The sequence below is a fragment of the Permianibacter aggregans genome (assembly GCF_009756665.1).
GTDB classification, from domain to species: domain Bacteria; phylum Pseudomonadota; class Gammaproteobacteria; order Enterobacterales; family Permianibacteraceae; genus Permianibacter; species Permianibacter aggregans.
The window spans coordinates 1,293,648-1,319,956 of sequence record NZ_CP037953.1 but is presented as its reverse complement, the minus strand read 5'-3'; the positions used below and the strand labels follow the sequence as shown (position 1 = coordinate 1,319,956).

Here is a 26,309-nt window from a genome sequence, read left to right as displayed (position 1 = left end):
ACCTTATTCGATAGTGACTGGTGACAGTCGCGCTCTTGCCCATTCCACACCCTGCTCCAGATTAACCTCGTCTAGGCGCGTTGCCGATTGGCACAGCTCGTCGAGAACGTCGGCTTGCACGACACCACGACGCAAGGCCTCGACATACGGAATATGGTGAAACATGACCATCGAATAGCGCGGAATAAACGTATTCGGAATCCGATTTTCCAGTGCGAACGCCACCTGCTTTTTCAACTGGAACTTTGGATCATTAACCGAGTGGCGCATCTCGATATAGTTTTCCAATGCCATCTGGGCGATGGCGTCGCCATTCGGTTTACGCAGGCGCTGGAATGCTGGCATTACCTGTGACCAGTCATCCTGATATTGGTCCAGCAGCGCATTCAAATCGAAGCAATCCTCAAAGCCACAATTCATGCCCTGACCGTGGAATGGCACGATGGCATGGGCAGCATCACCAATCAGCAGCGTGTGATCATCAAGATGCCAATGATCGCAATAAACAGTGCCGAGAAAACCGGTCGGATTCTGCAAATACTGATCGGCGGCATCCGGCATCAGGGTCAGCGCATCCGGGAATTTCTCGCGGAAAAATTGCTGCACAGTTGGTTTGTCCTGATAACGGGAGAAACTGTGCTCGCCTTCATCCGGCATGAACAGCGTTACCGTGAAACTGCCATCCGGATTCGGCAGCGCAATCAACATGTATTCATCGCGTGGCCAGATATGCAAAGCTTCGCGCTTCATTCGGAAGCCGCCTTTGCCATTGTCGGCGATATGCAGCTCTTTGTAGGAGTGCGGTAGCTTTTCCTCACGACTCATCTTGTTCAGATGCTGGTCCAGTGTGCGCCGCACCGCTGAGCCACCGCCGTCTGCACCGATCAGAATATCGAATGAATCAGTGCGGGTTTGCCCGCTTTGTTCGTCTCGCAGCGTTAAGGTCTTCCGTTGGTAATCGATATGCTCAACCGCTTGGCTAAACTCAATGGTGACGTTGCCGCGTTGCTCGGCGGCGGTCATCAAGGTCTTGTTCAATTCGCCGCGTGATACCGAGTAGACCACTTCATGCGGACGTTGTCCGTAAGGCAAAAAACTCAAGTTGCCTTGTTCATCGTGCAGTTCGCGCCCCAACATCGGAATGATGATCGGACGGATGACATCCATCAAACCAATCGCTTCCAGCGGCCGAATGCCGCGATTGGCCAGTGCCAGATTGATGGAGCGGCCAGCGCTGATCGAGGCTTTGCGCATGTCGGGGCGCTTTTCAAAAACGCGCACGGTGTAGCCGCGCTGACTCAAATAAACCGCCAACAGCGAACCGACCAGACCGGCGCCGATCAATGTAATTGTGGGAAGTGGTTTGCTCATGATGCTGGCACCGTTGCTTTCAGCATTTGCACAAAGCGATAACAGTCCTCAAAACGGTTATACAGCGGCGTTGGCGCCACGCGCATGACATTCGGCTCGCGAAAATCGCAAGCAACGCCTTGCGTTTCCAGTTTCTTCTGTACATCTTTGGCTTTCATGCCGTGCAGATCGATATTCAATGACAACTGCGCGCCGTGACGACGCGGCTCAAATGGCGTGATGATATCGATATCGCCTTTGAATTCGCTTTCCAGCAGGAAGCGGAGAAAGCCGGTCAGCTTCAAGGATTTTTCCCGCAGCGGATGAATGCCGCCGGCTTCAGTAAAGGTATCCAGTGAGGCGCGCACGGCCGCCAACGACAGAATCGGTGGATTGGAGCATTGCCAACTTTCTGCCGATGGGATCGGCTGAAAGTGCGGGCCCATCTGGAAACGGGTTTTCTTGTCATGGCCCCACCAACCGGCCAAGCGTGGAATATCTGTGCGCGCGACATGACGTTCATGGACAAATGCTCCGGCAACCGAACCGGCGCCGCTATTCAGGTATTTGTACGAACACCAGGCGGCAAAATCAACATGCCAATCGTGCAGATGCATGACGATATTGCCGGCCGCGTGCGCGAGATCAAAGCCAACATGAGCGCCAACTTTATGACCTGCTTCGGTAATGCCCTGCATATCGAATACTTCACCGCTGTAATACTGCACACCGGGCAGCATGATCAGCGCCAGCGATGCTCCTTCACGCTCAATGGTCGCGACCAGATCTTCGTGACGAATGCAGTGCTCACCCTCGCGCGGTTTGACGACAATCAAAGCCGCTGCCGGATCAAAACCGTGAAAGCGAATTTGTGATTCGACCGCGTAGTGATCCGAAGGAAACGCATGATCCTCGATCAGGATTTTGAAGCGGGTGCTGGTCGGTCGATAGAAACTCGCCATCAACAGGTGCAGATTGACGGTTAGTGAGTTCATACACACGACTTCAACTGGTTTGGCTCCCACCAGTTCAGCACTCGCGTCGGTCAGAAATTCATGGTACGGCAGCCAGGCATGTTTCGGTTCGAAATGACCGCGGACACCGAGTTCGCGCCAGTCACGCAGAAATTCCGCCAAATAGGTTTCAGTGCGCTTCGGTTGCAAACCAAGACTATTGCCGACCAGATAAATCTCGTCCTGACCATCGGCAGCTTTCGGAAAATGAAACTGTTCGCGCATATGACGCAGCGGGTCGGCGGCATCGAGTTTTTGCGCAAACGCTAACGAGTTCTCTAACATGGAAGCTCCAACTATTGTTGTTCAATCGGTATCAGTAGCGGACGGCTTGGGCTGACGTCCAGTGCGAAAGCGGTAACCTGTAACGACAACAGGTAGCGCCCATCCTCGACCGAGTTCGGTACATAAATCAGTTCAGTAACGCTGCAATGCGTACGCGCACCATCGCGCAGTCGATGACTGTCTTCTTCGAGATTCCAAAACAGATGGTGCGCGGTCAGGTGGCCGTCATCATTCATTCGATCGATGGACGGAAAATCCACCAACAGGTGTTCCACCCCTTTGCTGAGCAAGTACTGCATCGCGTCGCGAGTAAAAAACGGCGCATCGTGGTAATCCATGCTGAGCTTGGCGTCGGTGTTCGGTAGCGTGCGAATGACCAGCGCTGACAAGAAATTAGTGTCCGCGTCAGCCAGACATTTTTTCAGCATTTCGGCCGTGATAACGGTGTCATGCGGACTCAGCTCAGGCCGGTATTGCTCACTGGTCGTCGCTGCTACACAGGGCTTTACCGTGAGCAATATGCAAGGCACCAGTGTCGGCGCTATTTGCGCTGGCGGAATTGACGCGCTGACGACATGACTGATGGTTTCGGTATGGGTGCCGTTGCAATGCGGGTTCAGCGTCAACACCGGCACATTGCACGAGCCACCACGCTGAACATCGCCGACAAACGAACCGGCTTGCAATGGCGAGGCAGTGGCCGGGGCGGTGCCAAAACAGGCTGGCTGCGCGCCGTCGAACCGTACCGGAATGGCAAGACTGATAGCCTGGTCAAACCGGGCAAGAAATTTCTGCTCTGCAATGTCAATGGTAACTTTGATCAAAGAAATTGCTCCTTGCCGAGATTCATCCATTCCAAGGCAGTGCCGTGCAACAAGCGTGCTTTGACCAGCTCATCGTTGCAGGTTTCATGAATCAGTTTGCCTGGCTCCAACTCGCCAAGGGGAAACGGATAGTCGGTGCCGAGCGCAAGCTTTTGCGGACCCATCAAATCCAGCAGGTAACGCAGCGCTAGCGGATCGTGAACCAGAGTATCGAGATAAATCCGGTCAAGATAATCTCGAGGACTTTTCTGATTGTCTACCGCAACGAGATCCGGACGAACATCGAAGCCATGTTCCAATCGGCCGATCGTAAAGGGGAAACTGCCACCACCATGAGCAAACGCGACGCGCAAATTCGGCAAGCGCTCAAACACACCACCGAAGATCATGGAGGAAATAGCCAGCGCCGTTTCTGCCGGCATACCAACCAACCATGGTGCCCAATATTTCTTCAGGCGATCACGACCAAATACTTCCCAAGGATGAACAAAAATGCAGGCGCCCAAATCCTGGGCCGCTGCAAAAATGTCGAACAGCGCTGGGTCATTCAGATTGAGGCCATTGATGTTGGAGCCGATTTGCACACCGGGAAATTTCAGTTCCTTGACACAGCGTTCGAGCTCCTGAATCGCCAGCTTGCTGTCCTGCATCGGAATCGTACCGAGGCCGACAAAGCGTTTCGGGTGTGCGGTGACACAATCGGCGATATGGTCATTGAGGATTTTTGACAAATCCAGTGTGTGTTCCGGCTTGGCCCAATAACTGAACATCACCGGTACTGTCGAGAGCACCTGCACGTGCACGCCGTGGCTGTCGCATTCGGTAATGCGCTGCTTCGGGTCCCAGCAGTTGTGTTCGATTTGGCGAAAGAACTCGCCGTCTTTCATCATTCTGGCGCAACCAGGACCACAGTGTTCCAGTTGCACAAATCCGCCGTAACCGTAACGTTCTTTCAGGTTCGGCCAGTTTTCTGGAAGGATATGGGTGTGGATGTCGATGGTAAGCATTCTTTATCCGTTTATTAAAAAACATGAGCTTCGTTACAGGGCTCCATGGGCGTAGAAGCCAAAGCAGTTTCGGCATTTGCCGGCTGGCGCATACGGGGACCCCTTTTTTCTTTTCAATATATTCAGCTTCGAAAAAACAAAGCAGATGCTGCAAGATTATTTCATCGCCAACTTATTTACCGCCGGTGCCACGGTTCCGCACTTTTCGCAAGTACGCTTTTCCTCACTGGCTAAGTAGCGCTCAAACACCGGCAGAAAATCTTTCTCGACGCTGTGCAAGGTAAAATACTCCTCATACAGTTTGTGGTCGCAGTTGTCGCAAAACCACATTAATCCGTCCTTTTCATGCGGTAGGCGTTTGCGTTCGACGACCAAACCAATCGAGTTTGGGTAACGCACCGGTGAGTGCGGTACTTTTGCTGGCAGCAGAAAGATTTCCCCGGCTTTGATTGGGTAGTCGACCCGTTCGCCGTTTTGCATCGTTCTCAGCAGCATCTCGCCTTCTAGCTGGTAGAAGAATTCGGGGCCTTCGTCGTAGTGGTAATCCTTGCGGCCGTTCGGGCCGCCGACGACCATGACGATGAACTCGTCATTCTCGAACACTTGTTTGTTGCACACCGGCGGTTGCAGCAAGTGTCGGTGTTCTTCAATCCATTTCTGAAAATTGAATGGCGGAACAATATTCATATTCACCTCGCGACGCGACCGTCAATCAATGGTCGCGATGCATTTCAGTTCGATAGCGATTGGTGTTGGCAAGCTGAGTATTTCAACTGTCGTTCGACAGGGCTGCGCATCTTTGAAATACTCGGCCCAGAGTCGATTGTAAGTGGCGAAATCGGCACGCATATTGGTCAGGTAAACGGTGACATCGACCAGGTTTTCCCAGCGCGAACCGGACGATTCGAGAATGGTTTTCACGTTTTGAAAAACCGAATGGCATTGCGCTTCGATATCGTACTCAATGATGTCGCCAGCCGGGTTCAGCGTCACACCCGGAATTTCCTTGCTGCCTTTCTTGCGCGGTCCGACACCGGACAAGAACAACAAATTGCCGACGCGGCGTGCATGCGGATAGAGACCTACCGGTTCCGGTGCGTTTTCTGAATGAATGGAATCAGTCATCACGAACTCCTGTTTCATTTATTGGATTTTTAGTGTGGACGAACTACTGGTACGACAAGCGCGGCGCCGCTGTGGAAGCGACGCCGTAAAGGCGGGGATTCAGGCGAAAATAAATTTGCAACCATTTCGGCTGGCGAAAATGGCGCCGCTGGATTTTTGTCGATACGCGGTTGCGCTCATTGGTGTGAAACACCGACAGGGAACATAAAGCCAATTTTATACGCGTACCCTCAAGACTGGTCAATATTGAATAAGCAGACACATTCTTAGGCCATCTCTCAATCAGCAGTACTCAGACAGCATGAACTAAGCGCTTGAATCTTCGACAACTTGCTAAAGTCAGCACAGCGTTGATGCGCTGTTGCTGAGCCTTGACATGCCTCGATTGGGCTACATTGGTCAAGTAGTGCCTCAAGTCGGCGCTGAATAGTGACATGAACATGGAGGGGTAGAATGAATCGTTGGCAATGGTTTTCAGTTTCAATGATTGTATGGGGCAGCATGTCATCGGCTAACGCGGACCATGCGTGGGGAAATTATCATTGGGAGCGCAGCAGTAACCCCATCACCATCGGGCTTGGTGACAATGTCGACAGCCGTTGGCAAGCTTCGTTGGATGGCGCCGCCAATGATTGGTCAGCCTCGAGGGTGATTAACACACCAGTGGTTGCCGGCACCGTGAGTAATCCGAAACGCTGTCGTGCCTCGACCGGAAAGGTTGAAGTTTGCAACGATACCTATGGTAACAATGGCTGGCTCGGCATTGCCTCGATTGCCATCAATGGCGGTCATATCACCAGCGGTGTGGTCAAGGTGAATGACACCTATTACAACTCGCCTACATACGACACGCCGGCATGGCGCAATTCAGTCATGTGCCAGGAAATTGGTCATATCCTGGGTCTCGATCATAACGATGAGGACTTCAATACCACGACCGGCACGTGCATGGATTACTCCAATAATCCTGAACCGAACCAACATCCGGATCAGCATGACTATCAAATGTTGGAGCAGATCTATCAACATTTGGATGACGAAGGCGGTGGCGGTAATCCGTGCAAAGGCAAAAAGTGTCAGAGCGGAATGAGTGCCGAGGACTTTTTCAACAATATTGACATGAATGGTCCAGAAAACTGGGGCCGTTTACTTGCCGCACGTGGCGGTAAAGCGGTGTATGAACTGAACTTCGGTCAAGGCCGTCGCATTTTGACGGTGGTCACCTGGACCTTGGAGCGTGCCCGCGAACATCAACATTAAATGACCGGCGAAAAATAAAAGGCCATCCTCGGATGGCCTTTTATTGTGTTACCTATCGTCAGGACAGTCTCACGCAGACGTTCTTGGCTTCGGTAAAGAAGCGCAGCGCTTCGACACCGCCTTCGCGGCCGACACCAGACTGCTTGACGCCACCAAACGGTGTACGCAAATCGCGCAGCAGCCAGCAGTTGATCCAGACAATACCGAATTCCAGTTCGGCGGCGACGCGATGGGCCCGGCTCAGGTTTTCGGTCCAGACACTAGCCGCGAGCCCGTAGCCGGTACCGTTGGCGTAAGCGATCGCCTGCTGTTCATCATCGAACGGCGTCAGGGTGATTACCGGGCCAAAAATTTCTTCCTGATTGGTGCGGCACCCGATATCGAGATTCTCGAACACGGTAGGCTTGATGAAGTAGCCATCCTTGCAGCGGCCATCGAGTTGCAGCGCTTCGCCGCCCGTCAGCAGTTTGCCGCCTTCCTGTTTTGCCAGCGCGATATACGACAGCACTTTATCCATATGGGCTTTCGACACCAGTGCGCCTTGCTGGGTGGCTTTTTCCTGCGGATCGCCAACGATCAACTGCGATGCTTGTTCGACCAGTGCTGCTTTGAATTTTTCGTAGATTGGTCGCTCGATATAAATGCGTGAACCGCACAAACAGATCTGGCCTTGATTGGCGAACGAAGCGCGCAAGACTTCATTGAGCGTTTTGTCGACATCGCAATCGGCGAACACCACGGTCGGATTTTTGCCGCCGAGTTCCAGCGACAATTTCTTGAACATCGGCGCTGCCGTGCGGGCGATGTGTTCGCCAGTCTTGGTGCCGCCGGTAAACGAAATTGCTTTGATGCCGGGATGACTGACGATGGCATTGCCGGCTTTGGCGCCAAGGCCATGGACGATATTCAGTACGCCGCGTGGCAGGCCGACTTCACGACAAATATTGGCCAACAGAAATGCCGTCATCGGCGTCACTTCCGAGGGTTTTGCAACAACACAATTGCCGGCGGCGAGCGCTGGCGCAATTTTCCAGCTGAATAAATACAGCGGCAGATTCCACGGCGAAATACAACCGACCACACCAATCGGGTCGCGCAAGGTGTAATTGAAGCCAGTGGCGCCCATGCTGTGACTTTCGCTGGCCCATTGGGTAATGGCATGCGCGAAAAAACGGAAATTATGTGAGGCGCGTGGAATGTCTACGCTGCAAGCCAGCGAAACCGGTTTGCCGTTGTCGATACTCTCGGCTTCGGCCAATGCGTCCTGCCAGGCATCAATGCGATCCGCGATGGCATTGAGCAAGCGCGCCCGTTCATCGATGCTGGTGTTTTTCCACAACGGAAACGCCGCTTTCGCGGCGCGATAAGCGGCATCGATATCGCTGGCATCGGAGTCCGGCAGTCGTGAATAAACATGACCCGTGGCCGGCTCGATATTGTCCAGCCATTGTTGCGACTGGGCTGGCTGAAGTTCGCCGTCGATGTAGTTCAGAATGTCGATGTAATCAGACATGGATGTTCACTCTTACAGACACAAAGTGCGGCCGCCATCGACCGGCACATTGATACCGGAGACGTAGCTCGCCGCTGGCGAAGCCAGAAACGCGATAACATTGGCCAGCTCTTCCGGCGCGGCAAAGCGGCGCAGCGGAATATGCGATTTTTCCTCCTCGATCACTTCATCAACACTGCGACCGGATTTTTGTGCTTTGGCTGCAAACACCGCATCCAGCCGCGTGGTCATCGTCGCGCCTGGCAGCACATTGTTGACAGTGATGCCGTATTGGCCGAGCTCGCCAGCCAGCGTTTTCGACCAATTGGCGACGGCGCCGCGTATCGTGTTGCTGACGCCGAGATTCGGGATCGGCTGCTTCACCGAGGTGGAAATGACATTGATGATGCGGCCCCAGTTGGCTTTCTGCATACCCGGCAGCAGCGCCTGCACCAGAATCTGATTGCACAGCAGGTGCTGACGAAATGCGGCCTCAAAGGCACTGAGAGTCGCGCTATGGGCCGGTCCCGGTGCCGGACCGCCGGTATTGTTGATCAGGATCTGTGTCTCGTTGCCACCAGCGAGATATGCCTTCAGCGCTTGTTCCAACTGGTGCGGTTCGCTGAAATCCGCTACCAACGTCTGATGGTGCTGTTCCGTTTTGCGCGGTAACGTAGCAAGAGCCGTTTCCAGCCTGCCGGCATCGCGGGCCAATAGCGTCACATCGGCGCCAAGCGCGGCCAGTGCCTGCGCACTGGCCAGGCCGATACCCTGGCTGCTGCCACAAACCAGGGCGCGTTTTCCGTTCAATTGCAGATTCATCTCTTAATTCTCGTCGGCAAATTTGTTACCGCGTATTAGAACATAGCGAGGATCAATTTTTTTATATCAGAATCGCGCTATAGTGCGATTCCGTGCCGCCACCAAACCCGAGCAAGCGGCACAAAGGTGCTGAATTACAAGGTGTATCAGTGGAACATAAGACCTTGGTAAAAGTGCAGGTACCGGTTGGTGCGCTGCAACTTGGAATGTATGTATGCGAGTTGGACCGGCCCTGGTCCGAGTCGCCGTTTCTCTTTCAGGGCTTCCCGTTGCTGACCGAAGATGATCTGTCGGCGGTGCGTCTGCATTGCAACTATGTGTTCATCGATCAGGCTCGCAGTGTTCAGGTAACCCCGGTAGGTCACCAAAGCATCGAGCCGGGCAGTCGTGCCCGCGTTGCCATTCGCCATCACGATTTGCCGCCCAGCCCGTTGGCGCCAGACGCCAAATATCGCGACCGCAGCCAGGCGTTGCCAACCAACACCACACCCGTTGCGCACGAAGTCGAGCACGCCGGCACGCTACATGGTGAAGGCAAATTGTTGGTGACCCGAGTGTTCAATGAGTTGCTGGCAGGCCGTGAACTACCGGTCAAAGACTGTCGGCAATTTGTTCACGAAGCGGTGCTCAGCATTTTCCGTAACGAAAACGCGCTGATTTGGTATACGCGTCTGAAGTCGATGGATGAATACACTGCGCTGCACAGCTTGAGTGTGTCGATTCTGGCTGCCGGCTTTGCTCGTCACCTCGGCCACAGCGAAAAAGAAATGGAGATGATTGGTCTGGCTGGTTTGCTGCACGATGTCGGCAAAATGAAAATCGATTCGGCAATTCTGAACAAGCCATCAAGCCTGACGCCGGAAGAATTCGCGATCATCAAGCAGCACGCCAAGCTTGGTTATGATTACCTAATCTCACAGCAAGCACCGGAACTGGCCAGCCTCGCCGCCTATATGCATCACGAACGGCTCGATGGCAAAGGCTATCCGCGCGGCCTGCGCGCCAAAGACATTCCTTACGAGGCGCGCTTGATTGCCATCGTCGATTGTTACGATGCCGTTACCTCGCACCGCGTTTACGATGGTGCCCGTTCGACCAACGAAGCCTTCAAGGTATTGATGGATAATCGCGAGCAGCATTTTGATGCCGAATTGGTCGAGCAATTCATTCAGTGGATTGGCGTGTACCCGGTCGGCAGCCTGGTTGAACTGGAAAACGGTGAAATCGGCGTTGTCGTCGCCACCAACCCGAAAGCGCGCCTACGCCCGGAAGTGATTGTCATGCGTGATGCAGATAAGAAAGCCAGCAAACCGCGCTATCTCGATTTAGCCAAACACGATCCGAAACAACCACTGAAAAGCGTACGGCGCAGCCACCCCGATGGCAGCTTCGATATCGATTTGCTGCAGTTTGAAGATTCACGATTGATGCGCGAAATTTACGGCCAAGGTGCCGGCGAGAAGAAAAGCAAAGGCGGGATTTTTGGTTTTTTGCGTGACCGCTGAATTCCTGGATTACCGCCTGAGCGGCAATCCAGATTGATTTCTGAAAAACTCAGCTTAATCTTCGCTGGCCAGTTTGTTGAAGCAATCGGCCGCGCGCAGAATCGTTTGTTCGATGTCCTGATCGCTGTGTGCTGCCGACACGAAACCCGCTTCAAATGAAGCCGGGGCCAGATACACTCCTTGATGCAGCATCAAGTGGAAGAACTTCTTGAAGCGCTCGACATCGCAAGCGGTTGATTCCTGGAACGAGTTGATTTCCTTGTCACTGAAGAAAAAGCCAAACATGCCGCCAACGCTGCGGGTGAACAGCGGAACACCGGCCTGCGTCGCGGCATCCTGAAATCCCTGCATCAGACGCGAGGTTTTGCGGGCCAGCTTCTCGTAGAAGTGCGGTGCCTTGATCTTGTCGAGCGTGACGATACCGGCGGCCATCGCCACCGGATTACCGGACAAGGTACCGGCCTGATAAATGGGGCCGAGCGGCGATAACTTTTCCATGATTTCCTTTTTGCCACCGAAGGCGCCAACCGGCATGCCGCCGCCGATGACTTTGCCAAGCGTGGTCAAATCTGGCGTGATGTTGTACAAGCCCTGCGCACCATGCAAACCAACACGGAAGCCGGTCATCACTTCATCGAATATCAACACGCTGCCATAGTCATCACACAGTTTGCGCAGGCCTTCGAGAAATCCCGGCTTCGGCGTAATCATGTTCATGTTGCCGGCAATCGGCTCAACGATAACGCAAGCGATATCATCGCCGTGGGCCTTGAATAATTCTTCAACGTTGTCCAAATCATTGAACTGGGCAACCAGCGTGTGCTTGGCAAAATCTGCGGGTACGCCCGGTGAAGTGGGTTCGCCAAAAGTCAGCAAACCAGAACCGGCTTTGACCAGCAGCGAGTCGGAATGGCCGTGATAACAGCCTTCAAATTTCAGCAACTTGTTGCGGCCGGTGTAACCGCGAGCGATGCGAATGGCGCTCATTGTTGCCTCGGTGCCGGAGCTGACCATGCGCACCAAATCAATGCTTGGCACCAACGCTTTGACTTTTTCGGCCAGAATGATCTCCGCTTCAGTCGGTGCGCCAAACGACAACCCGTGCTTGGCAACGTCACACACCGCGTGAATCACTTCCGGGTCGGCATGGCCCAAAATCGCCGGGCCCCAGGAACCGACGTAATCAATGTATTGCTTATGATCGGCATCCCAAAGGTAAGCACCCTGGCCACGCTCGAAAAATACCGGCGTGCCGCCGACTTGTTTGAACGCACGCACGGGCGAATTGACGCCACCAGGAATCGAGGATTGGGCGCGTTGGAAAAATTCGGCGGAACGGGACATGACGGACTCCAAATACGATTAGGAACGTAGGCTGTCGACCAGCGGATCGATGGGCTGCCATTGTTCGGGAAAATGTTCACTGAAAAACTGCATCAGCGCGCTTTTGTTTTGTTCGCTGCGGGGCACGAGACGATGGGGGCGTGACGAAGCAGTGCTGTGGATAACGAAATAACCATAGGGAGGATTCAACCAGCCTTGCTGATGCGGCACCTGGCGAATAGCTTCGATATCACTTGTCGCGATACGCGCAAAGCCAATGCCTTTTTGCAGTTTCAATTGACCGCTTTCCAGCACGATCATCGGCCAAAGCATCCGACACAGATGCTTGTAGGCGGTGATCAACCAGATTAGTGCGAAGATCGCCATGGCAAATGAGGAAAGCCCGCCTTGCAAATACTGACGAACGATAATCACCAGGACTACAGCGAGAATTCCAAACATCAGCGCGGAAATTTTCCGCTCATGAGCAGGTACCGGTACGAGTAATCGCTGTTCTGGCATCAGTATTCCTTTTGCTCCAAAATTTACTTGCGGGCATTTTTCCAGCTAATCGGCCGGCTGTAGCGATCCACTTCTTTTTCCACGCCGAGTATTGTCGCGAACATCGCCATACGAACCAGCACGCCGTTGTCGGTTTGCCGGAAGATCGCCAGGTTCGGGTTGTCGTTCATGTCGTTGTCGAGTTCGTTGGCTTCGGCGCGTGAGTCACGTGGCAGCGGGTGCATGACGACGGTGGTGGGCTGACAGAACTGCGAGTAAGCAAATTTATTGATGCGGAAACGGCCGCGATACTGATTTGCTTCATCTTTGCTGATGAAGCGTTCTTCCTGAATGCGGGTTTGGTAAATGACGTCGACGTTGGCGATGCCCATCGCCAGATCTTCAGTTTCGACGACGGTGTGGCCGGCGGCCATCAGTTTCTCGGTGATTTCTTCCGGCATCGCCAACGCTTTGGGCGAGACGAATACAAAGCTGATGTTGTCGTAAAGGCTGACGAGTTGCGATAGCGAATGGACGGTGCGGCCATGTTTCAAATCGCCGACCATGGCGATGCGGATGTTGTCGACGGTGCGTTCCTGACGGCGCATCTCCTGATGCATCGTGAACAGATCGAGCAGCGCTTGCGACGGGTGCTCATTGGCACCGTCACCACCGTTGATCACCGGCACCCGCGAGGCGGCGGCAAATTCGGCAACCGAACCCGGCTGCGGGTGACGCATGACGATGATGTCGGAATAACCGGACAATACCCGGGCGGTGTCGTACAGCGATTCGCCTTTGGCCAGCGATGAGGTTTCGACCCCGACGGTTTCCCGGACATCGCCGCCAAGCAGGTTAAACGCGCTACCGAATGACACCCGGGTGCGAGTCGATGGCTCGAAAAACAGCGAACCGAGAATGGCGCCGTCGAGCACAGTCGTCAGTTTTTCCCGGTTGGCGTAAGGGCGCATCCGTTCGGCGACGGTGAACAGGCGCTCAATGCTTTGGCGCTCGAATTGTTGTACGGAAAGAATATGGGAGCCGAGAAAACTCATGCGGGGTCTCATCCAGAAAAGGCGTTGTCAGGCGGGGTTTCAGACCCGGCCCAGCAAGCGGTGAAAGCGTTTTACCGCCGCGGCGATATTGTGTTGCCCGAACACGCCGTCGATAACGGCCAGCGTGTCGGCGCCTGCGGCCAGAACCTGGTCGCCATTGTCCGGGGTGATGCCACCTATCGCAACTATCGGCACGGAAAATTCATTGCGGGCTTGGGTGAATACGCTCAGCTCGCAAGGCGGCGCCTCCGGTTTGGTGCGTGATGGGAAGCAGCGGCCAAATGCAACATAATCAGCCCCTTCGGCCACGGCGCGTCGGGCCAGCTCGATATCGCCGTGGCAGGTGACGCCGAGTTTCCGGCGGCCGAGTTGGCGGCGAGCGTCAGCGATGGAGCCGTCGTGTTGACCAAGATGCACGCCGTCGGCATCGATGGCCAGTGCAAGGTCGATGCGATCGTTGATGAATAGTTGTGCCTGGTGTTGCCGACATAGCGCCCGCAGCTCCAAGGCATAGCGCTGGGCGTCCTGATCGCTCAAGCCCTTGCCACGAAACTGCAGCCAGTCGACGCCAGCGGCCAGTGCCGCCGCGACATCGGCCAGGGTGTTGGCCGTAAACGGCGACGGCGTGATCAGATAGAGTTGGGCAGTATTTTTCATCAGCAGAATTTCTGGCCGGCGTTCTACACTTGGTGAACGCAGTATTGTCGCCGAGTGATTGGCTGGAGGCAAAGTGCTCAAGGGACGATGGCGAATTCCAATCTTCGTGTGGGCGCTGACTTGCTGGTTTGGCTCTGCCAATTCCGCCGATAAATCGATGCTGAGTGAGCGAGACCCCTCCATTCGCGTGGTGGTGCCGATGGTCAGTCATTGGTCCGCCGATACGGCCGATTCGCCGTTGACGGTTGCCATGAAACGGGTGTTGTTGAGCATGCCGGTTTCCACCGAGCTGATTTTCGTACAACAGAACCGCGGCATCGAAATGTTTCTGCGCCATGAGGTCGATTGTCTGCTTGGTGCCGACCGCTCCATGCTGCGCCATCTGGCGGATTTCCCGGTACTGGAGAGCACGCCGTTTCTGCCGATGGAACTGCGCGTGTTCAATTTGCCGCCGGCCGAGCCGGTGCGTGACCGCGAAGCTTTGAAAACGCTGCGCCTCGGCGCGCAGCCGGCAGCCAGGGCATCAATGGTCACCGGACTTGGCATCAAGGCAGCGGAAATCGATATCGCCAGCGATATCTCGCAGAACGTCGAGAAGCTGAAACGGGGTCGGGTCGATGCCCTCGTTATCGGCTGGCCGAAAGCTCATCATCTGCTGTCGGGCCTGCAGAGCGACCCGGGCTTGGTGCTTGAGCGCTGGAACGAAGCAGTGCTCTGCCATCCTGATGAACCGCGTCGTCAGTTTGTCGAGGTGTTGAACGACGCGATAAGACAAAACCAGAAAAGCGGCGAGATTCCGCCTCCTGATATCGATGCCTGGTTAAGCTGGCGGCCCTGGCAGGGCGCTGCCAGTCGGCAATGAAAAAGGCCCGCTTGCGCGGGCCTTTTCCGTAGTGACAACTTACTTACCGTTACCAGTTGGCTTGCACGGTATAGGTGCCGTTGCTGCCGGTCTGGCCGCTGTAATAGCGCACCCGGATGTAGCGGGTGAATGCTGAGCTGCCGGTATTGGTGACCGTGACCGAGTCCACCTGACCAGTACCGTTGATGCTGCGACCAATCTGAGTACCGTTCGAGTTGTAGACGTACAGGTCATAGTCCGAGCTGCCGTTCGGGGTCAGCGTCACGTTCAAGGTACCACCGGCTGGCAACACCAGCTTGAAGTAGTCATTGTCGGAGCTGGAGCCCATGGTGCCGTTCATCGTCTGGCCATCGGCGATGTCGTTGGCTTGGCCGGTCGAGTTGTTCGGCTCGGTCTCGTTGTTGCCGCCACCGCCGCCGGTGCTGTAGTCACCGACCAGTGACACGCCCGAGAAGCTCGAATAGGCCCGCAGCATCACATAGTAAGTGCCCGCTTGCGCGTTGCTGATGTTGCAGGTCTCGTTGTTGCCATTCAGGTATGGTCGGCAATCGTAGCTGCTGGTCGTAGGCTGGGCGCCATAACGAACGTACAGATCGGCATCACCCGAGCCGCCCGAGATATTGAAATTCAAACCGCTGGCGCCGGATGGCACTTGCAGCGTGTAGTGAATTTCCTGACCGGTGCTGCCGGACAGGCCGGTGACCGGTACGCCCTTGGTCAGCTCGTTACCACCCGGCGGTGGCGGCGGCGGAGGGGGCGGCGGTGGTGGGTTACCACCATTCAGGAACACGGTGCTCAGCAGCTTGTTCGGGCCGGACGGAATACCGTTGATCTTGTTGTTCGAGGCGTTGTTGACCAGCGCACTGGTCACATTCGCCACCGAAGCGTTCGGGTTCTGGGCCAGGTAAAGTGCCGCCGCACCGGCGACGTGTGGCGATGCCATCGAGGTACCGGACAGCGAGCGCGAGCCGGTATTGCTGCTGTTGCTGGCCGAGGTAATGCTGGAGCCCGGCGCGAAAATGTCAACGCAGGAGCCATAGTTCGAGAAGCTCGACATGCTGTCGGAGCTGGTCGTCGAGCCGACGGTAATCGCGCTTGGTGCGCGGGCTGGCGAATAGTTACAGGCGTTGCTGCTGTCGTTGCCAGCGGCAACCACGGTGGTAACGCCGGCGTCAGTCAGACGCTGTACCGCCGAATCAACCGCTGACGAGGCGCCACCGCCGAGGCTCATGTTCGCCACGGCTGGGAACTGCGCGTTCTGGGCGACCCAATCCATACCCGCGATGACACCGGAGTTGGTGCCGCTGCCCTGGCAGTTCAATACGCGTACTGCGTGTAGCGTGACGTCTTTGGCCACGCCCCAGGTAGTGCCACCGACGGTGCCGGCGACATGGGTGCCATGGCCTTGGCAGTCATTGGTGCCGTTGCCATCACCAATGGCGTCATAGCCGTTACCCATGCGGCCGGAAAACTCGTTATGGGTGGCCCGGATACCGGTGTCGATAACATAGGCATGGACGCCATTGCTGGCTGGGTAGGTGTAGGTCGTGGACAGCGGCAAATCGGTTTGATCGATACGGTCAATGCCCCAAGTGGCGTTGTTCTGGGTGGCGACCAGGCGGACTTCCTGATCGGCTTCGACGAACGCGACTTCCGGGTCGTCTGCCATGCGTTTCGCGGCGGCTTCGTCGAGTACCATGACGGCACCGCGCAACACGTGGTTGTAAACCCGCTCAACGCGGGCGCCATAACGGCGATTCATGTTGTTGGCCTGCATCGCGGCACTGATTTGCATGCCGTTGTTTTGGGCCGTTGGTTGGTCGCGGAACACTACGATATAGCGATCCGGGATGACATTGGGCTGGCTTAAGCCACGGATTTCTCCGGCGTTCGCGGCACAGGCCAGCATGACGCTGCCGGCGACCAGCGAATAGTTCAGCACGATTTTTTTCATCGCTTGATTACTCTCTCCTGCGTTGCTAATAAACGGCGCCGACCGCAAAAACAAAACGCCGCTCCCTTTTTCGATAAGCCAATACGCTCATCGAAATGCGATTTGGTCGAGTGAGGAATTAGAAAAAAGGAAAGCGCATGAGCGATCTCATGCGCTTGAAACGTGAGAAATTCACGAAAGACTTAGCGCTGGGCGCAATCATTTTAGTTGCTCTTAACATAAGGTTCCCTCCAACCTTACGTTTAATATTTGTGCAAAGTTAATCCTGTAGGACGGGCCTGGCCAGCGGTTTTTTGTAGGAGTTTTGTAGCGTTTTGTATCGGCAAGTTTGGTGAACTTTAGGTAAAAAAATGCCCGCCAGTCAATGGCTTGGCGGGCGATGTTCAGAAGCGTCTTAGCTATGAAGGACTATTGATGTACGTACAATCAATCTATAAGCGTCAACATTTTTAACGCAGTAAGTAATTACTCGGCAGTATCCTTGTCACTTTCGTCGCTTTCACCCTCTTCGGTGTCGCGACTTTGTGCCCAGAAAAAGCGATTCGGGAATAACTGTCCCTGACCTAAAGCCTGGCCATCTTTCAGCGCATTGAAGGTGTATTCCTGGGCTTCGTTGACGGCGTCGAACAGCGACAGTCCCTGCGCGATCAAACCGGCGCAACTGGCCGCCAACGTGCAACCGCTGCCGTGATACATCGCCGGCAGGCGCTCCCAATGAAAGGTTTCGGTTTCGTATTCCGAGGAGTACAGGGTGTTGTGCACCACTGGTGTTGGTTCGTCGGCGCCGGTGATCAGCACATGCTCGCAGCCCAAATCCAGCAGCTCCTCGGCGCATTGGTCGAGGGTATCGGCATCCGGAAACAGCATATGGGCTTCGCGGGCATTGGGCGTGACCAGCGTTGCCAGTGGCAGCAGTTCTTTTTTCAGCGTCCGGATAAAGACATCGTCGGCCAGCGGCGCACCGCCACCTGCGGCCAGCACCGGGTCGACGACCAGCGGAATATTCGGGTAATTGCCGCAAATTTCGGCAACGGTGCTGACCACGGCCGGGTTGCCGAGCAGGCCGACTTTGATTACCGCGACATTCATGTCACGCAGCACGGCATTGGCTTGGGCTTTGATGAAATCAGGGTCGACCGGGTCCAAATCGCTGACATTGGTGCTGTCCTGCACGGTCAGCACCGTAATCACCGGCGCGCAATGGCAGCCAAGGCTGGCCAGGGCTTCGATGTCGGCGGAGATGCCGGCGCCACCGGATGGATCGCTCCCGGAAAAGCAGAGGACGACGGGAGGCACGGGACCGGGCATGGGGTATTTCCTGTTCAGCAAAGGGCGGCAATTGTAGCCGGTTTGGCTGAGCGCTGTTTATCTTTGGCTAGGTTGGTCGCCACTAGACCTTGAAACGGCCGATCAGCTGGCTCAAGCCTTCAACCACTTCACGTAACTGCCGTTCCGATTCGGCGGTGGTATCGGAGGCCGCCAGGGTTTTCTCGTGCGCGCCGTGAATGTTGACGACATTGCGATCGATTTCCTTCATCGTCGCGTTCTGTTGCTCAGTGGCGGTGGCGATTTGCACGTTCATGTCGGTAATAACCGCAATCGAACGGTTGATGGCGTTGAACGACTCGCCAGTCGTTTGCGTGGTTTTGGCGCTGATCCGGGCCTGCTCGGCGCCGGCATTCATCGCGGAAACGGCCGAACCGGCCTGGGCTTGCAACTGCTCAATCATTTGCTGAATTTCGCCGGTGGAATCCTGGGTGCGTTTGGCCAGCACCCGCACTTCATCGGCGACGACGGCAAAGCCGCGCCCCTGTTCACCGGCACGGGCGGCTTCGATGGCGGCGTTCAGCGCCAGCAAATTGGTTTGTTCGGCGATATTGCGGATGACATCAAGAATGGTGCCGATGCTGACGGCGCGTTGCTGCAATTCGTTAATCACCTGTTCGGCGCGGTCGAGTTCGCTGAGCAATTTATTCGAGGCATTGCTGGCATCCTGAACACCGGTCAGGCCGTGTGCGGCTTCACGATTGGTTTCCTGCACTTTATGTGAGGCGCCAGCGGCGTTTTCGGCGACGTGTTGGCTGGTGGTGGTCAGTTCATTCAGCGCCGTGACCAGACTGGTCAACTCCATTTCCTGTTGTTGCAGCGGTCCGCGTAAATCGTCAAAGGCTTTGCCAGCCAGCGAAGCGGAATCTTCCAGTTGCTTGGCCATGGATTTCAGTTGGCTGATAATCCGGTGAATATCGGCAATGAAGGCGTTGACCGAATTGGCCAGCACGCCCAGCTCATCGTTGGATTCGAAGTGCACACGCTTGGTCAAATCGCCAGCGCCTTCGGCAATATCCTTGATATGGCTCAACATCGCGGTCAGCGGTTTGTTGACCAGCCGCTGCACAACGGTGCCGATCGCAAATAGCAAAATACCGACCAATACCGCGATGCGAATCAACGTCGACCATACGTTTTCGCGCAATTGCTGCTGCATCGCGCTGTCATCGAAATATAGTCGCACTTCGCCCACATCATGTTGCTGTCCACTGTCCTCAATATTCAGCGCCACTTCCCGGCTCAGGTATTCACCGGTCGGTTCGTTTTTGGCATCGACGACATTGCCTTCCGGTGTTGATTGCAAACCGAATACCAGCGCGTTATTGGCATCGAACACCAGCATCGTATGCAAACTCGGCGAACCCATTTCAGCGGCCGCAAACTTCTTGGCAATATCGTTGGAAAAATCCCATAACGGTTTCGGTAGGCTGACTTGCAAGCGTGACTCAATGCCGCTGATTTCTTGTTCTAGCGCTTTTTGCAGTTGCCGCTCGGTGCTGATGTAATCGTAAATACCGAAGACACTCAGCGTGGCAGTAACGATGATTGCTGCACTGAGATTAATTTTGCGCCGTAAACTGGCCATAACCGCGACCCCATTTTTATTGGAAATGTTTCTTGGTAATGGCCTCGATATCGATTTTCTTCAGGCCGTCGGCCAGCGCTTTGCTGTACTCGGCGCTCTGAGGCCCTTTGCGGAAGCAAACATGCAGCTTCTTGTCTTCGAGCAGCTTGCCGTTGAATTCGATATTGGCTTTGAACGAGTCCAGCGACGGGTCATTGTTCAGCAGGTAATTCATCACATGCTTGTCAATAACGGCCAGCGGCAGCCGTTTGACGCCGACCTTTTTCAAGTTTTGATCATCGCCGGTCACCGCTTCGACCGGTTGCTTGCCGGCCGCTACCCGCTTATCGAACTCCGCCTCATTGACATAACCGGAAACGACGCCAATTTTCAGCGTGGATAAATCATCCAACCCAATCCAAGTGACCGGTGCTTGTTTGTGTTGGGCAAAGCCAAGCGGGCTAGTTCCAATCGGTTCGGAGAACACGCAGTCGGCTTCCAATTCCTGAGCGTAATACTCGGGAAAATAACCGGCGTAACCCTTGTTCGGGTCTTTGGCCAGCGCTACCGCGCGCTCCCAAGGGAAAAAGTCGACCTGCACCTGATAGCCGCTGGCTTCGAACGCGGCTTTGACCACGGCGACTGAAGCGCCTTTTTCCGGTAAAGTGGGCCCCGAATACGGCGGCCAGTCGAGTGATGTCAGTTTGATTTGCTTGTTGGCAAGTAACGGACTGCTGGACAGCAGCAACGCCAATAACAAGAAGCTTGAGAGCGCTTGCATCTGAGCTAACCTCATGCACGGGATGATCGGTACAACCGATTCGCACCATGCAGTAAACGTAGTACAAACTTCTCCATTCAGCGAGTGCGATGCCGATAGCCATCGGCCTTGTGGCTCGCCCCCCCATCAACTTTGAGGAAACACTGTGCAATACCGCAAATTCATGTGCCTGGTCTGTGGATTCATTTACGACGAAGCCGAAGGCTGGCCGGAAGACGGCATTGAGCCTGGCACGCTGTGGGACGATGTGCCGATGAACTGGGTCTGCCCCGACTGCGGCGCCCGCAAGGAAGACTTCGAAATGGTGCAGGTAGGCTGATACTTGAGCACAACAGAGCCGGTCGCACCGTTCGACGCCTGGCGTCGCTTTCTCTGGTTTGCCTGGGCGGCATTCTGGCTGTTGATGCTGATGGTGTCGGTGCAAGACAACTACGTTAACGGTGACGAACCGTTATGGCGACCGCTGTTGTGGGAAGGCTCTTCACTGCTGGTCGCGACGGTTCTGATTGCCATTCAGTTTCACTGGCTGCCTACGCTGCGGCCGCTGCTGCAACAACCGAGGCGTTGGTTCGGTGTGCAGTTGGTGTGGCTGCCGGTTGTCGTCGTCGGCTTTGTGATCACCGCTTACGGCATTCGCCATGGCGTCTATGCCTTGCTCGGCGACACCTATCAGCATGAGCCCTGGTTGCAGGTACTGCTCTACGAAGCCACCAAGCTCACGATCTTTTTTGGACTATGGACGGCGGCGCAGTTCGGCATCGAAAGCTTCATCGCGCTCTGGCAGGAGCAGCAGAAAAACTTTGCGATTCAGCAAGCCCTGGCTGAAGCGCGCCGCGCGTTGCTGCAAACCAAAATCCAGCCGCATTTTCTGTTCAATGCGTTGAACACGATCAGCGCGGTCATGCACGAGGATGTGGAAAAAGCTGAGCAGCTGATCAGCGAACTGTCGATGCTGCTGCGTGAGGGCCTGAATCTCGATAAAAAGTCGCTGGTGCCGTTGCATCAGGAATGGCAATTCCTGCAGGCGTACAGTCATCTGATGCTGGCCCGTTTTGCGCCACGGGTAACGATGCAATGGCAACTCAGCGACGAGGTGCGTGAGGTAGCGGTGCCGCCGCTTTGTCTGCAGCCATTGCTGGAAAATATGTTTCAACACGGCGCTGAAAAAATTCCGGGACCGTTTCATATCGAGTTGTTCGCGAAAGCCGATGGCAAGGATCTGCTGATGGGTTTAACCGGCAGCAAAGGCCAAATCACTGAACCCGTTATTGAGCGTGAAGGCATGGCCCAGGTACGCGGTCGCTTGCAGCTGTGTTTTGACGACTCGGCCAGTCTGATCATGCGCAACCGCCAGCAGGGGGGCGTCGAGGTTTTGCTGCGCATCCGCGATGCGTTGGAGCGTTAAGCGGTGCGGGTGCTGATTGTCGATGATGAAACTCCGGCGCGGATGAATTTGCGCCGACACCTGCTGGCCTTTCCGGAAATGAGCATCGTCGGTGAAGCCGAAGATGGTGCCGGTGCGTTACAGCAAATCGCCGAGCAACGGCCGGACGTCGTGCTCTGCGATATCCAGATGCCGGGTATCAGCGGCTTGGAAGTCGCGGCGGCCTGCCCGATGCAACCGCCGCCATTGTTTGTTTTCGTCACGGCCTTCGACGCCCATGCCTTGCGCGCGTTTGATCTGAATGCGGTCGATTATTTATTGAAGCCGTTTGACGCCAACCGTTTCGCCCAGATGATCGGCAAGCTGAAAGTCCAGCTCGGTAGCCGCGAAGCAGTGCAACGCAGTCAGCAAATCAGCAACTGGGTGTACGCCGAACCGCCACGGCTATTGTTGCCGGATGAACAGGGGCTGGTGCCGGTCGCCATCACCGAAATCATTCGGGTCGAAGCGGCGAAAGACTGGGTGGCATTGGTGTTGCCGGAGCGGCAGGTGATTTTGCGCAAAACCTTGAGCGCAACCGAAGCGCTGCTCGGCGAGCAATTCATGCAGGTGCATCGTTCGCATTTGGTTCGCATTGACGCCATTGAAAAACTGGAAGAGCTGGGCAAAGGCGACTACCTGCTGCATCTAGCCAATGGCGAAACGATACGAATGAGTCGCCGTTTCGCCGAAGAAGTGCTGAACCGGCTTGGGCAGTTCTGATACGGCGACATCCGATTCAGCCGGCGTTGTTTTGCTCTGCCGTACTGGCTGATTGAGTTTGGCGTTGCTGAAGCAGAATAAACAACGCGGCGATGACCTCGATGCCGCCACCAAGCAGCGCCGTGGTCGCGATACCGGGATTGGTCAGTATGGCGGCGACACCGGCACCGGCAAGCACCAGGCCAAGCGTCCAGTAAACACGCATACCGTACATTGATTGAAACAGCAGGTAGCGACCGCCGATGATGATCAGCATCACCGGAAAAAACCACTCAACCTTAGCTTGGGCGGCGGTGAAAGCGATAAACACACCAAGCAGCAGAATGGCGGTGCTTTCCATCGCCAAGTGGGCCAGTGGACTGCCCTTTTGATGTTGACCGGAACGCCCCATCAGCTTCGTTAGTAAAACGCCAAGCGGATGAATGGCCATACCGCCAAAAAACAGCGTCAGCATCGCGGTGCGCGGCGAATGGAGCATCGCCACAACGCCAGCAGCAAGCCAAACCAGACCCGAAACGGCGACACCAGGTCCACCACCAAAATACGCGCTGCGCATGTTCGACTGCGCTTGTTGAATATCCATGCTTTTCCCACTCAAGACTGAACTGGAGCGCAGCATATCGGATTGTCGGAATCAAAAGAGAAGTGCCGGAGTAATTTTTTTCTCAAGTTTCGTCCCGCTGGTCGTGTGCTTATCCCGCTCGGCGTGCTGTGCCAGATCTGGTTCAGTGATTCTGCGAGGCTATCCGCTACCACGCTATGACTGGAGCGAATGGCCATGCAATCCCCGAACACCCGCTACTATTTTCTCGATTGGCTGCGCATGCTGGCGATACTCGGCGTCGTGCTCTATCACGTTGGCATGTTCTTCGTGCCCTGGGGTTGGCATATCAAGAACCCGGAGCTGGTTGGCTGGTTGGAGACGCCGATGGATATCGCTCATCGGCTGCGCATGCCGCTGTTGTTTGTGATTGCCGGCGCGGTTGTCGCTTATTCGTTAAACCGGCGTACCGTCGCGGCGCTGTTGCAAGAACGTTCACGGCGGCTATTGATTCCGATTGTGTTTGGCATGTTCGTTATCGTACCGCCGCAGATCTATGTGGAACGGATGGTTAATGGCGAATTTAGTGCTGATTACCTGAGCTATTTTTTTGAACGGGTATTGCAATTTCAACCGTACCCAGTCGGTGATTTTGCCTGGCATCACCTGTGGTTCATCGTCTACCTGTTCGTTTATATGCTGCTGTTCACGCCGCTGTTTGCCTGGTGGAAAAAGCAGCCGAAACGTCTGCAACCGGGCTGGTGGTTATTGGTACTGGCCTTGCCGCTCGGCATCAACGAAGCGCTGTTGCGTCCTTATTTCCCGGAACGGCACAGTCTGTTGAATGATTGGTGGACGTTTAATAATTATGCCTTGTTACTGCTGTATGGTTTTTTCTTGAGTCGTTTGCCCGGCGTTTGGGAATGGTTGCAGCAGCGTCGGCGCCTACTGCTGGCATTGGTGGGCGCGACGGTGGCCGTGATTCTGCCGCTGAAAGCCATTCAGATCGTGCAGGCCGGAAATGTCTGGGACGGTTTGAGCGCGAATGTCTTCGTCTGGTTTTCGATTTTGGCGATGCTTGGCTATGCCAAACAATGGTTGAACCGTCCGAGCCAATGGTTGATGGATATTCGCGAAGCGGCCTACCCGACCTACATTCTGCATCAGACCGTTATTATCCTGTTGGCCTGGCCGTTGATCGATGCGCCGCTGTCGATTGCTGTCAAAGCCGCGATCCTGATTTTCGGCACCATGCTATGCTGCCTCGCGGTTTACGCGCTGCTGATTCGGCCGTTTGCCGTTATGCGAGTGTTGTTTGGTCTGCCGGCGCAACGGCAGATGGCACAAGGAGAAAAAAATGAGAAAAACGCTGTGGTTTACCGCGCTGACGTTGTCGCTGGCGTCAACACTGCAGGCCGCAACCCCGTGGTTTGAACAGGGCCAGCAGGCGTTGCAGCAGCGGCTTGCGCAGCGCCCGTTGGAATTGCCGGCCAAGAATGTCATTTTATTTCTGGGCGACGGTATGAGCCTCGCCACTGTCAACGCCGCGCGCATTTATGAGGGGCAGCTTCGCGGTGAAAACGGCGAAGAAAATTTGTTGAGTTTCGAAAAATTTCTCTACAGCGGTTTGGTGAAAACCTATAACACCAATGCGATGGTGCCTGATTCCGCCGGCACCATGTCGGCGATCATGACCGGCGTGAAAACCGGCGCCGGCATTCTGTCGATGAGTGAGTTGGCGCGTTATGGCGATTGCGCTTCCGGCGCCGATCAGGCGCTGCCTTCGCTGCTGACTTATGCCGAATCCCTGGGTAAACGCACCGGCATCGTTACCACGACGCGCATTACCCATGCGACGCCAGCAGCTGCCTACGCCCACAGCGTCAGCCGCGAATGGGAAGACGATGGCGAATTGCCGGAGCAAGCGAAAGTGGAGGGGTGCAAGGACATTGCGCTGCAATTGTTGGAATATTCGCGCGGCAATGGCATTGAAGTGCTGCTAGGCGGCGGTCGTCGCCACTTCCTGCCGGAAAGCGAAAACGATCCGGAATATCCGGACAAAAAAGGCGAACGAAAAGACGGTCGCAATTTGCTGTTGGAATGGATGAAAAGACATCCGAAAGGTGAGTTTGTTTGGGACAAGCGCCAGTTCGAAGCGCTGAGTGCAAAATCGACACATGTGCTCGGTTTGTTTGAACCTTCGCATATGGCATACGAAGCGGAAAAACTGATTCGCAATCCGAATGAGCCTTCTTTGAGTGAAATGACCGCGAAAGCGATTCAACTTTTGCAAAACCGAAAAGACGGTTTCTTCTTGATTGTTGAAGGCGGCCGTATCGACCACGCCCATCATGCCGGCAGCGCCAGCATGGCGCTATTGGAAACCATTGAATTCGCCAAAGCGGTGCAAACCGCAAAAGATCTGACTGCCGGTCACGACACCTTGATTGTTGTTACCGCCGATCACGGCCATACCTTGCAATTCTCCGGTTATGCCCGGCGCGGCAATCCGATTCTCGGCAAAGTCGAGAGCATTGAAGCACACGCGTTGGAAGGTAAGCAGGAAGTGCTGAAAGACCTGCACGGGCTGCCGTACACCGTGCTCAATTACATGAACGGACCGGGCTTTGGCATGGTGCAGGACGAGCCCTATCTTGAGCGCAAGCGCCCCGATTTGAGCACTATCGACACGACCGAAATCGGCCGTCGTCAGGAGTCTCTGATTCCGCTCGGCAGCGAAACCCATTCCGGTGAAGACGTACCGGTTTACGCCTATGGTCCCTGGGCGCATTTGTTTACTGGCGTCCATGAGCAGAACGCGCTCTACCACTATATGCGTCATGCCATGAGCTATCAGCCACCAAAACGCTAGCAATCACGGTAAAACTACTGCGCTCTGCATCTGAGGCGTCG

General features: G+C 55.2%; 25 protein-coding genes. 8 read left to right on the top strand and 17 right to left on the bottom strand.

The window, feature by feature from the left end:
• Positions 1 to 3: 3 nt before the first annotated feature.
• From E2H98_RS06085 to E2H98_RS06060, 6 genes are all read right to left on the bottom strand, one after another.
• On the bottom strand, positions 4 to 1,371 hold the full coding sequence (locus tag E2H98_RS06085) for an FAD-dependent oxidoreductase (protein ID WP_133592144.1): 1,368 nt from the start codon (positions 1,369 to 1,371) through the stop codon (positions 4 to 6).
• On the bottom strand, positions 1,368 to 2,648 hold the full coding sequence (kynU, locus tag E2H98_RS06080) for a kynureninase (protein ID WP_133592142.1): 1,281 nt from the start codon (positions 2,646 to 2,648) through the stop codon (positions 1,368 to 1,370). Before kynU ends, E2H98_RS06085 begins: the two co-directional genes overlap by 4 nt.
• Positions 2,649 to 2,659: 11 nt before the next feature.
• Positions 2,660 to 3,472, bottom strand: coding sequence for a cyclase family protein (locus E2H98_RS06075; RefSeq protein ID WP_157591270.1), 813 nt, complete (start codon positions 3,470 to 3,472; stop codon positions 2,660 to 2,662).
• Entirely contained in the window at positions 3,469 to 4,479 is a 1,011-nt protein-coding gene (locus tag E2H98_RS06070; RefSeq protein ID WP_133592138.1) for an amidohydrolase family protein, read from the bottom strand. Before E2H98_RS06070 ends, E2H98_RS06075 begins: the two co-directional genes overlap by 4 nt.
• 156 nt (positions 4,480 to 4,635) lie before the next feature.
• Complete coding sequence (locus E2H98_RS06065) at positions 4,636 to 5,166, bottom strand: 3-hydroxyanthranilate 3,4-dioxygenase (RefSeq protein ID WP_133592135.1); 531 nt, start codon at positions 5,164 to 5,166, stop codon at positions 4,636 to 4,638.
• Positions 5,167 to 5,187: 21 nt separating this feature from the next.
• The gene (locus tag E2H98_RS06060; protein ID WP_232475466.1) at positions 5,188 to 5,604 is read right to left on the bottom strand and encodes a RidA family protein; all 417 of its coding nucleotides are present in this window, start codon (positions 5,602 to 5,604) and stop codon (positions 5,188 to 5,190) included.
• A gap of 453 nt (positions 5,605 to 6,057) precedes the next feature.
• On the opposite strand from E2H98_RS06060, the gene E2H98_RS06055 reads away from it, so the two are divergent.
• Positions 6,058 to 6,864, top strand: a complete 807-nt coding sequence (locus E2H98_RS06055; RefSeq protein ID WP_133592131.1) for a zinc metalloprotease — start codon at positions 6,058 to 6,060, stop codon at positions 6,862 to 6,864.
• Positions 6,865 to 6,922: 58 nt separating this feature from the next.
• On the opposite strand, the gene E2H98_RS06050 is transcribed toward E2H98_RS06055, so the two are convergent.
• Together E2H98_RS06050 and E2H98_RS06045 are read right to left on the bottom strand one after the other, a co-directional pair.
• Positions 6,923 to 8,377: an aldehyde dehydrogenase gene (locus E2H98_RS06050; protein ID WP_133592129.1), complete on the bottom strand. Its 1,455-nt coding sequence runs from the start codon at positions 8,375 to 8,377 to the stop codon at positions 6,923 to 6,925.
• Positions 8,378 to 8,389: 12 nt separating this feature from the next.
• The gene (locus E2H98_RS06045; RefSeq protein ID WP_133592127.1) at positions 8,390 to 9,178 is read right to left on the bottom strand and encodes an SDR family oxidoreductase; all 789 of its coding nucleotides are present in this window, start codon (positions 9,176 to 9,178) and stop codon (positions 8,390 to 8,392) included.
• A gap of 149 nt (positions 9,179 to 9,327) precedes the next feature.
• On the opposite strand from E2H98_RS06045, the gene E2H98_RS06040 reads away from it, so the two are divergent.
• Complete coding sequence (locus E2H98_RS06040) at positions 9,328 to 10,683, top strand: HD-GYP domain-containing protein (RefSeq protein ID WP_133592125.1); 1,356 nt, start codon at positions 9,328 to 9,330, stop codon at positions 10,681 to 10,683.
• Positions 10,684 to 10,737: 54 nt separating this feature from the next.
• On the opposite strand, the gene hemL is transcribed toward E2H98_RS06040, so the two are convergent.
• From hemL to thiE, 4 genes are read right to left on the bottom strand one after another with little or no spacing between them, the layout of a single operon-like run.
• Positions 10,738 to 12,027 carry a glutamate-1-semialdehyde 2,1-aminomutase gene (hemL, locus tag E2H98_RS06035; RefSeq protein WP_133592123.1) on the bottom strand — a complete coding sequence of 430 codons (1,290 nt, stop codon included), beginning with the start codon at positions 12,025 to 12,027 and terminating at the stop codon, positions 10,738 to 10,740.
• 18 nt (positions 12,028 to 12,045) lie between these two features.
• Positions 12,046 to 12,528 carry a hypothetical protein gene (locus E2H98_RS06030; RefSeq protein ID WP_133592121.1) on the bottom strand — a complete coding sequence of 161 codons (483 nt, stop codon included), beginning with the start codon at positions 12,526 to 12,528 and terminating at the stop codon, positions 12,046 to 12,048.
• A 23-nt stretch (positions 12,529 to 12,551) separates the two neighbouring features.
• Positions 12,552 to 13,562: an aspartate carbamoyltransferase gene (locus E2H98_RS06025; RefSeq protein ID WP_133592120.1), complete on the bottom strand. Its 1,011-nt coding sequence runs from the start codon at positions 13,560 to 13,562 to the stop codon at positions 12,552 to 12,554.
• A gap of 39 nt (positions 13,563 to 13,601) precedes the next feature.
• Entirely contained in the window at positions 13,602 to 14,219 is a 618-nt protein-coding gene (gene thiE, locus E2H98_RS06020) for a thiamine phosphate synthase (RefSeq protein ID WP_157591269.1), read from the bottom strand.
• Positions 14,220 to 14,292: 73 nt separating this feature from the next.
• Here thiE and E2H98_RS06015 point away from each other — a divergent pair, with 73 nt between their 5' ends.
• Entirely contained in the window at positions 14,293 to 15,081 is a 789-nt protein-coding gene (locus tag E2H98_RS06015; RefSeq protein ID WP_157591268.1) for a type 2 periplasmic-binding domain-containing protein, read from the top strand.
• A 49-nt stretch (positions 15,082 to 15,130) separates the two neighbouring features.
• Here E2H98_RS06015 and E2H98_RS06010 read toward each other — a convergent pair whose 3' ends face one another.
• The 4 genes from E2H98_RS06010 to E2H98_RS05995 all read right to left on the bottom strand — a co-directional run bounded on the left by E2H98_RS06010 (position 15,131) and on the right by E2H98_RS05995 (position 20,709).
• Positions 15,131 to 17,035: a S8 family peptidase gene (locus E2H98_RS06010; RefSeq protein WP_133592114.1), complete on the bottom strand. Its 1,905-nt coding sequence runs from the start codon at positions 17,033 to 17,035 to the stop codon at positions 15,131 to 15,133.
• Between the two features lie 465 nt (positions 17,036 to 17,500).
• On the bottom strand, positions 17,501 to 18,343 hold the full coding sequence (thiD, locus tag E2H98_RS06005) for a bifunctional hydroxymethylpyrimidine kinase/phosphomethylpyrimidine kinase (protein WP_133592112.1): 843 nt from the start codon (positions 18,341 to 18,343) through the stop codon (positions 17,501 to 17,503).
• Between the two features lie 82 nt (positions 18,344 to 18,425).
• Positions 18,426 to 19,949: a methyl-accepting chemotaxis protein gene (locus E2H98_RS06000; protein WP_133592110.1), complete on the bottom strand. Its 1,524-nt coding sequence runs from the start codon at positions 19,947 to 19,949 to the stop codon at positions 18,426 to 18,428.
• 16 nt (positions 19,950 to 19,965) lie between these two features.
• Positions 19,966 to 20,709: a substrate-binding periplasmic protein gene (locus E2H98_RS05995; RefSeq protein ID WP_133592108.1), complete on the bottom strand. Its 744-nt coding sequence runs from the start codon at positions 20,707 to 20,709 to the stop codon at positions 19,966 to 19,968.
• Between the two features lie 163 nt (positions 20,710 to 20,872).
• Here E2H98_RS05995 and E2H98_RS05990 point away from each other — a divergent pair, with 163 nt between their 5' ends.
• The 3 genes from E2H98_RS05990 to E2H98_RS05980 are packed head-to-tail and all read left to right on the top strand — an operon-like array spanning position 20,873 to position 22,855.
• Entirely contained in the window at positions 20,873 to 21,028 is a 156-nt protein-coding gene (locus E2H98_RS05990) for a rubredoxin (protein WP_133592226.1), read from the top strand.
• A gap of 3 nt (positions 21,029 to 21,031) precedes the next feature.
• On the top strand, positions 21,032 to 22,114 hold the full coding sequence (locus tag E2H98_RS05985) for a sensor histidine kinase (RefSeq protein WP_133592106.1): 1,083 nt from the start codon (positions 21,032 to 21,034) through the stop codon (positions 22,112 to 22,114).
• 3 nt (positions 22,115 to 22,117) lie between these two features.
• Positions 22,118 to 22,855 carry a LytR/AlgR family response regulator transcription factor gene (locus tag E2H98_RS05980; protein WP_133592104.1) on the top strand — a complete coding sequence of 246 codons (738 nt, stop codon included), beginning with the start codon at positions 22,118 to 22,120 and terminating at the stop codon, positions 22,853 to 22,855.
• Between the two features lie 16 nt (positions 22,856 to 22,871).
• Here E2H98_RS05980 and E2H98_RS05975 read toward each other — a convergent pair whose 3' ends face one another.
• A complete protein-coding gene (locus tag E2H98_RS05975; protein WP_133592102.1) occupies positions 22,872 to 23,438 on the bottom strand; it encodes a DUF7010 family protein in 567 nt (188 codons plus the stop codon).
• A 195-nt stretch (positions 23,439 to 23,633) separates the two neighbouring features.
• Here E2H98_RS05975 and E2H98_RS05970 point away from each other — a divergent pair, with 195 nt between their 5' ends.
• Both E2H98_RS05970 and E2H98_RS05965 read left to right on the top strand, forming a co-directional pair.
• On the top strand, positions 23,634 to 24,830 hold the full coding sequence (locus E2H98_RS05970; RefSeq protein ID WP_157591267.1) for an acyltransferase: 1,197 nt from the start codon (positions 23,634 to 23,636) through the stop codon (positions 24,828 to 24,830).
• Positions 24,754 to 26,268, top strand: coding sequence for an alkaline phosphatase (locus E2H98_RS05965; RefSeq protein ID WP_133592098.1), 1,515 nt, complete (start codon positions 24,754 to 24,756; stop codon positions 26,266 to 26,268). The genes E2H98_RS05970 and E2H98_RS05965 overlap by 77 nt, the downstream gene beginning before the upstream one ends.
• The last annotated feature ends 41 nt before the right edge of the window (positions 26,269 to 26,309 follow it).

Coding starts and splice junctions, on each gene's coding strand:
- E2H98_RS05970 (WP_157591267.1), top strand. CDS start 23,634: ATGCAATCCCCGAACACCCGCTACTATTTTCTCGATTGGCTGCGCATG.
- E2H98_RS06030 (WP_133592121.1), bottom strand. CDS start 12,528: ATGCCAGAACAGCGATTACTCGTACCGGTACCTGCTCATGAGCGGAAA.
- kynU (WP_133592142.1), bottom strand. CDS start 2,648: ATGTTAGAGAACTCGTTAGCGTTTGCGCAAAAACTCGATGCCGCCGAC.
- E2H98_RS06060 (WP_232475466.1), bottom strand. CDS start 5,604: ATGACTGATTCCATTCATTCAGAAAACGCACCGGAACCGGTAGGTCTC.
- E2H98_RS06065 (WP_133592135.1), bottom strand. CDS start 5,166: ATGAATATTGTTCCGCCATTCAATTTTCAGAAATGGATTGAAGAACAC.
- thiD (WP_133592112.1), bottom strand. CDS start 18,343: ATGCCCGGTCCCGTGCCTCCCGTCGTCCTCTGCTTTTCCGGGAGCGAT.
- E2H98_RS06055 (WP_133592131.1), top strand. CDS start 6,058: ATGAATCGTTGGCAATGGTTTTCAGTTTCAATGATTGTATGGGGCAGC.
- E2H98_RS06070 (WP_133592138.1), bottom strand. CDS start 4,479: ATGCTTACCATCGACATCCACACCCATATCCTTCCAGAAAACTGGCCG.
- E2H98_RS06010 (WP_133592114.1), bottom strand. CDS start 17,035: ATGAAAAAAATCGTGCTGAACTATTCGCTGGTCGCCGGCAGCGTCATG.
- hemL (WP_133592123.1), bottom strand. CDS start 12,027: ATGTCCCGTTCCGCCGAATTTTTCCAACGCGCCCAATCCTCGATTCCT.
- thiE (WP_157591269.1), bottom strand. CDS start 14,219: ATGAAAAATACTGCCCAACTCTATCTGATCACGCCGTCGCCGTTTACG.
- E2H98_RS05975 (WP_133592102.1), bottom strand. CDS start 23,438: ATGGATATTCAACAAGCGCAGTCGAACATGCGCAGCGCGTATTTTGGT.
- E2H98_RS06050 (WP_133592129.1), bottom strand. CDS start 8,377: ATGTCTGATTACATCGACATTCTGAACTACATCGACGGCGAACTTCAG.
- E2H98_RS06025 (WP_133592120.1), bottom strand. CDS start 13,562: ATGAGTTTTCTCGGCTCCCATATTCTTTCCGTACAACAATTCGAGCGC.
- E2H98_RS06000 (WP_133592110.1), bottom strand. CDS start 19,949: ATGGCCAGTTTACGGCGCAAAATTAATCTCAGTGCAGCAATCATCGTT.
- E2H98_RS06085 (WP_133592144.1), bottom strand. CDS start 1,371: ATGAGCAAACCACTTCCCACAATTACATTGATCGGCGCCGGTCTGGTC.
- E2H98_RS05995 (WP_133592108.1), bottom strand. CDS start 20,709: ATGCAAGCGCTCTCAAGCTTCTTGTTATTGGCGTTGCTGCTGTCCAGC.
- E2H98_RS05990 (WP_133592226.1), top strand. CDS start 20,873: ATGTGCCTGGTCTGTGGATTCATTTACGACGAAGCCGAAGGCTGGCCG.
- E2H98_RS06045 (WP_133592127.1), bottom strand. CDS start 9,178: ATGAATCTGCAATTGAACGGAAAACGCGCCCTGGTTTGTGGCAGCAGC.
- E2H98_RS05965 (WP_133592098.1), top strand. CDS start 24,754: ATGAGAAAAACGCTGTGGTTTACCGCGCTGACGTTGTCGCTGGCGTCA.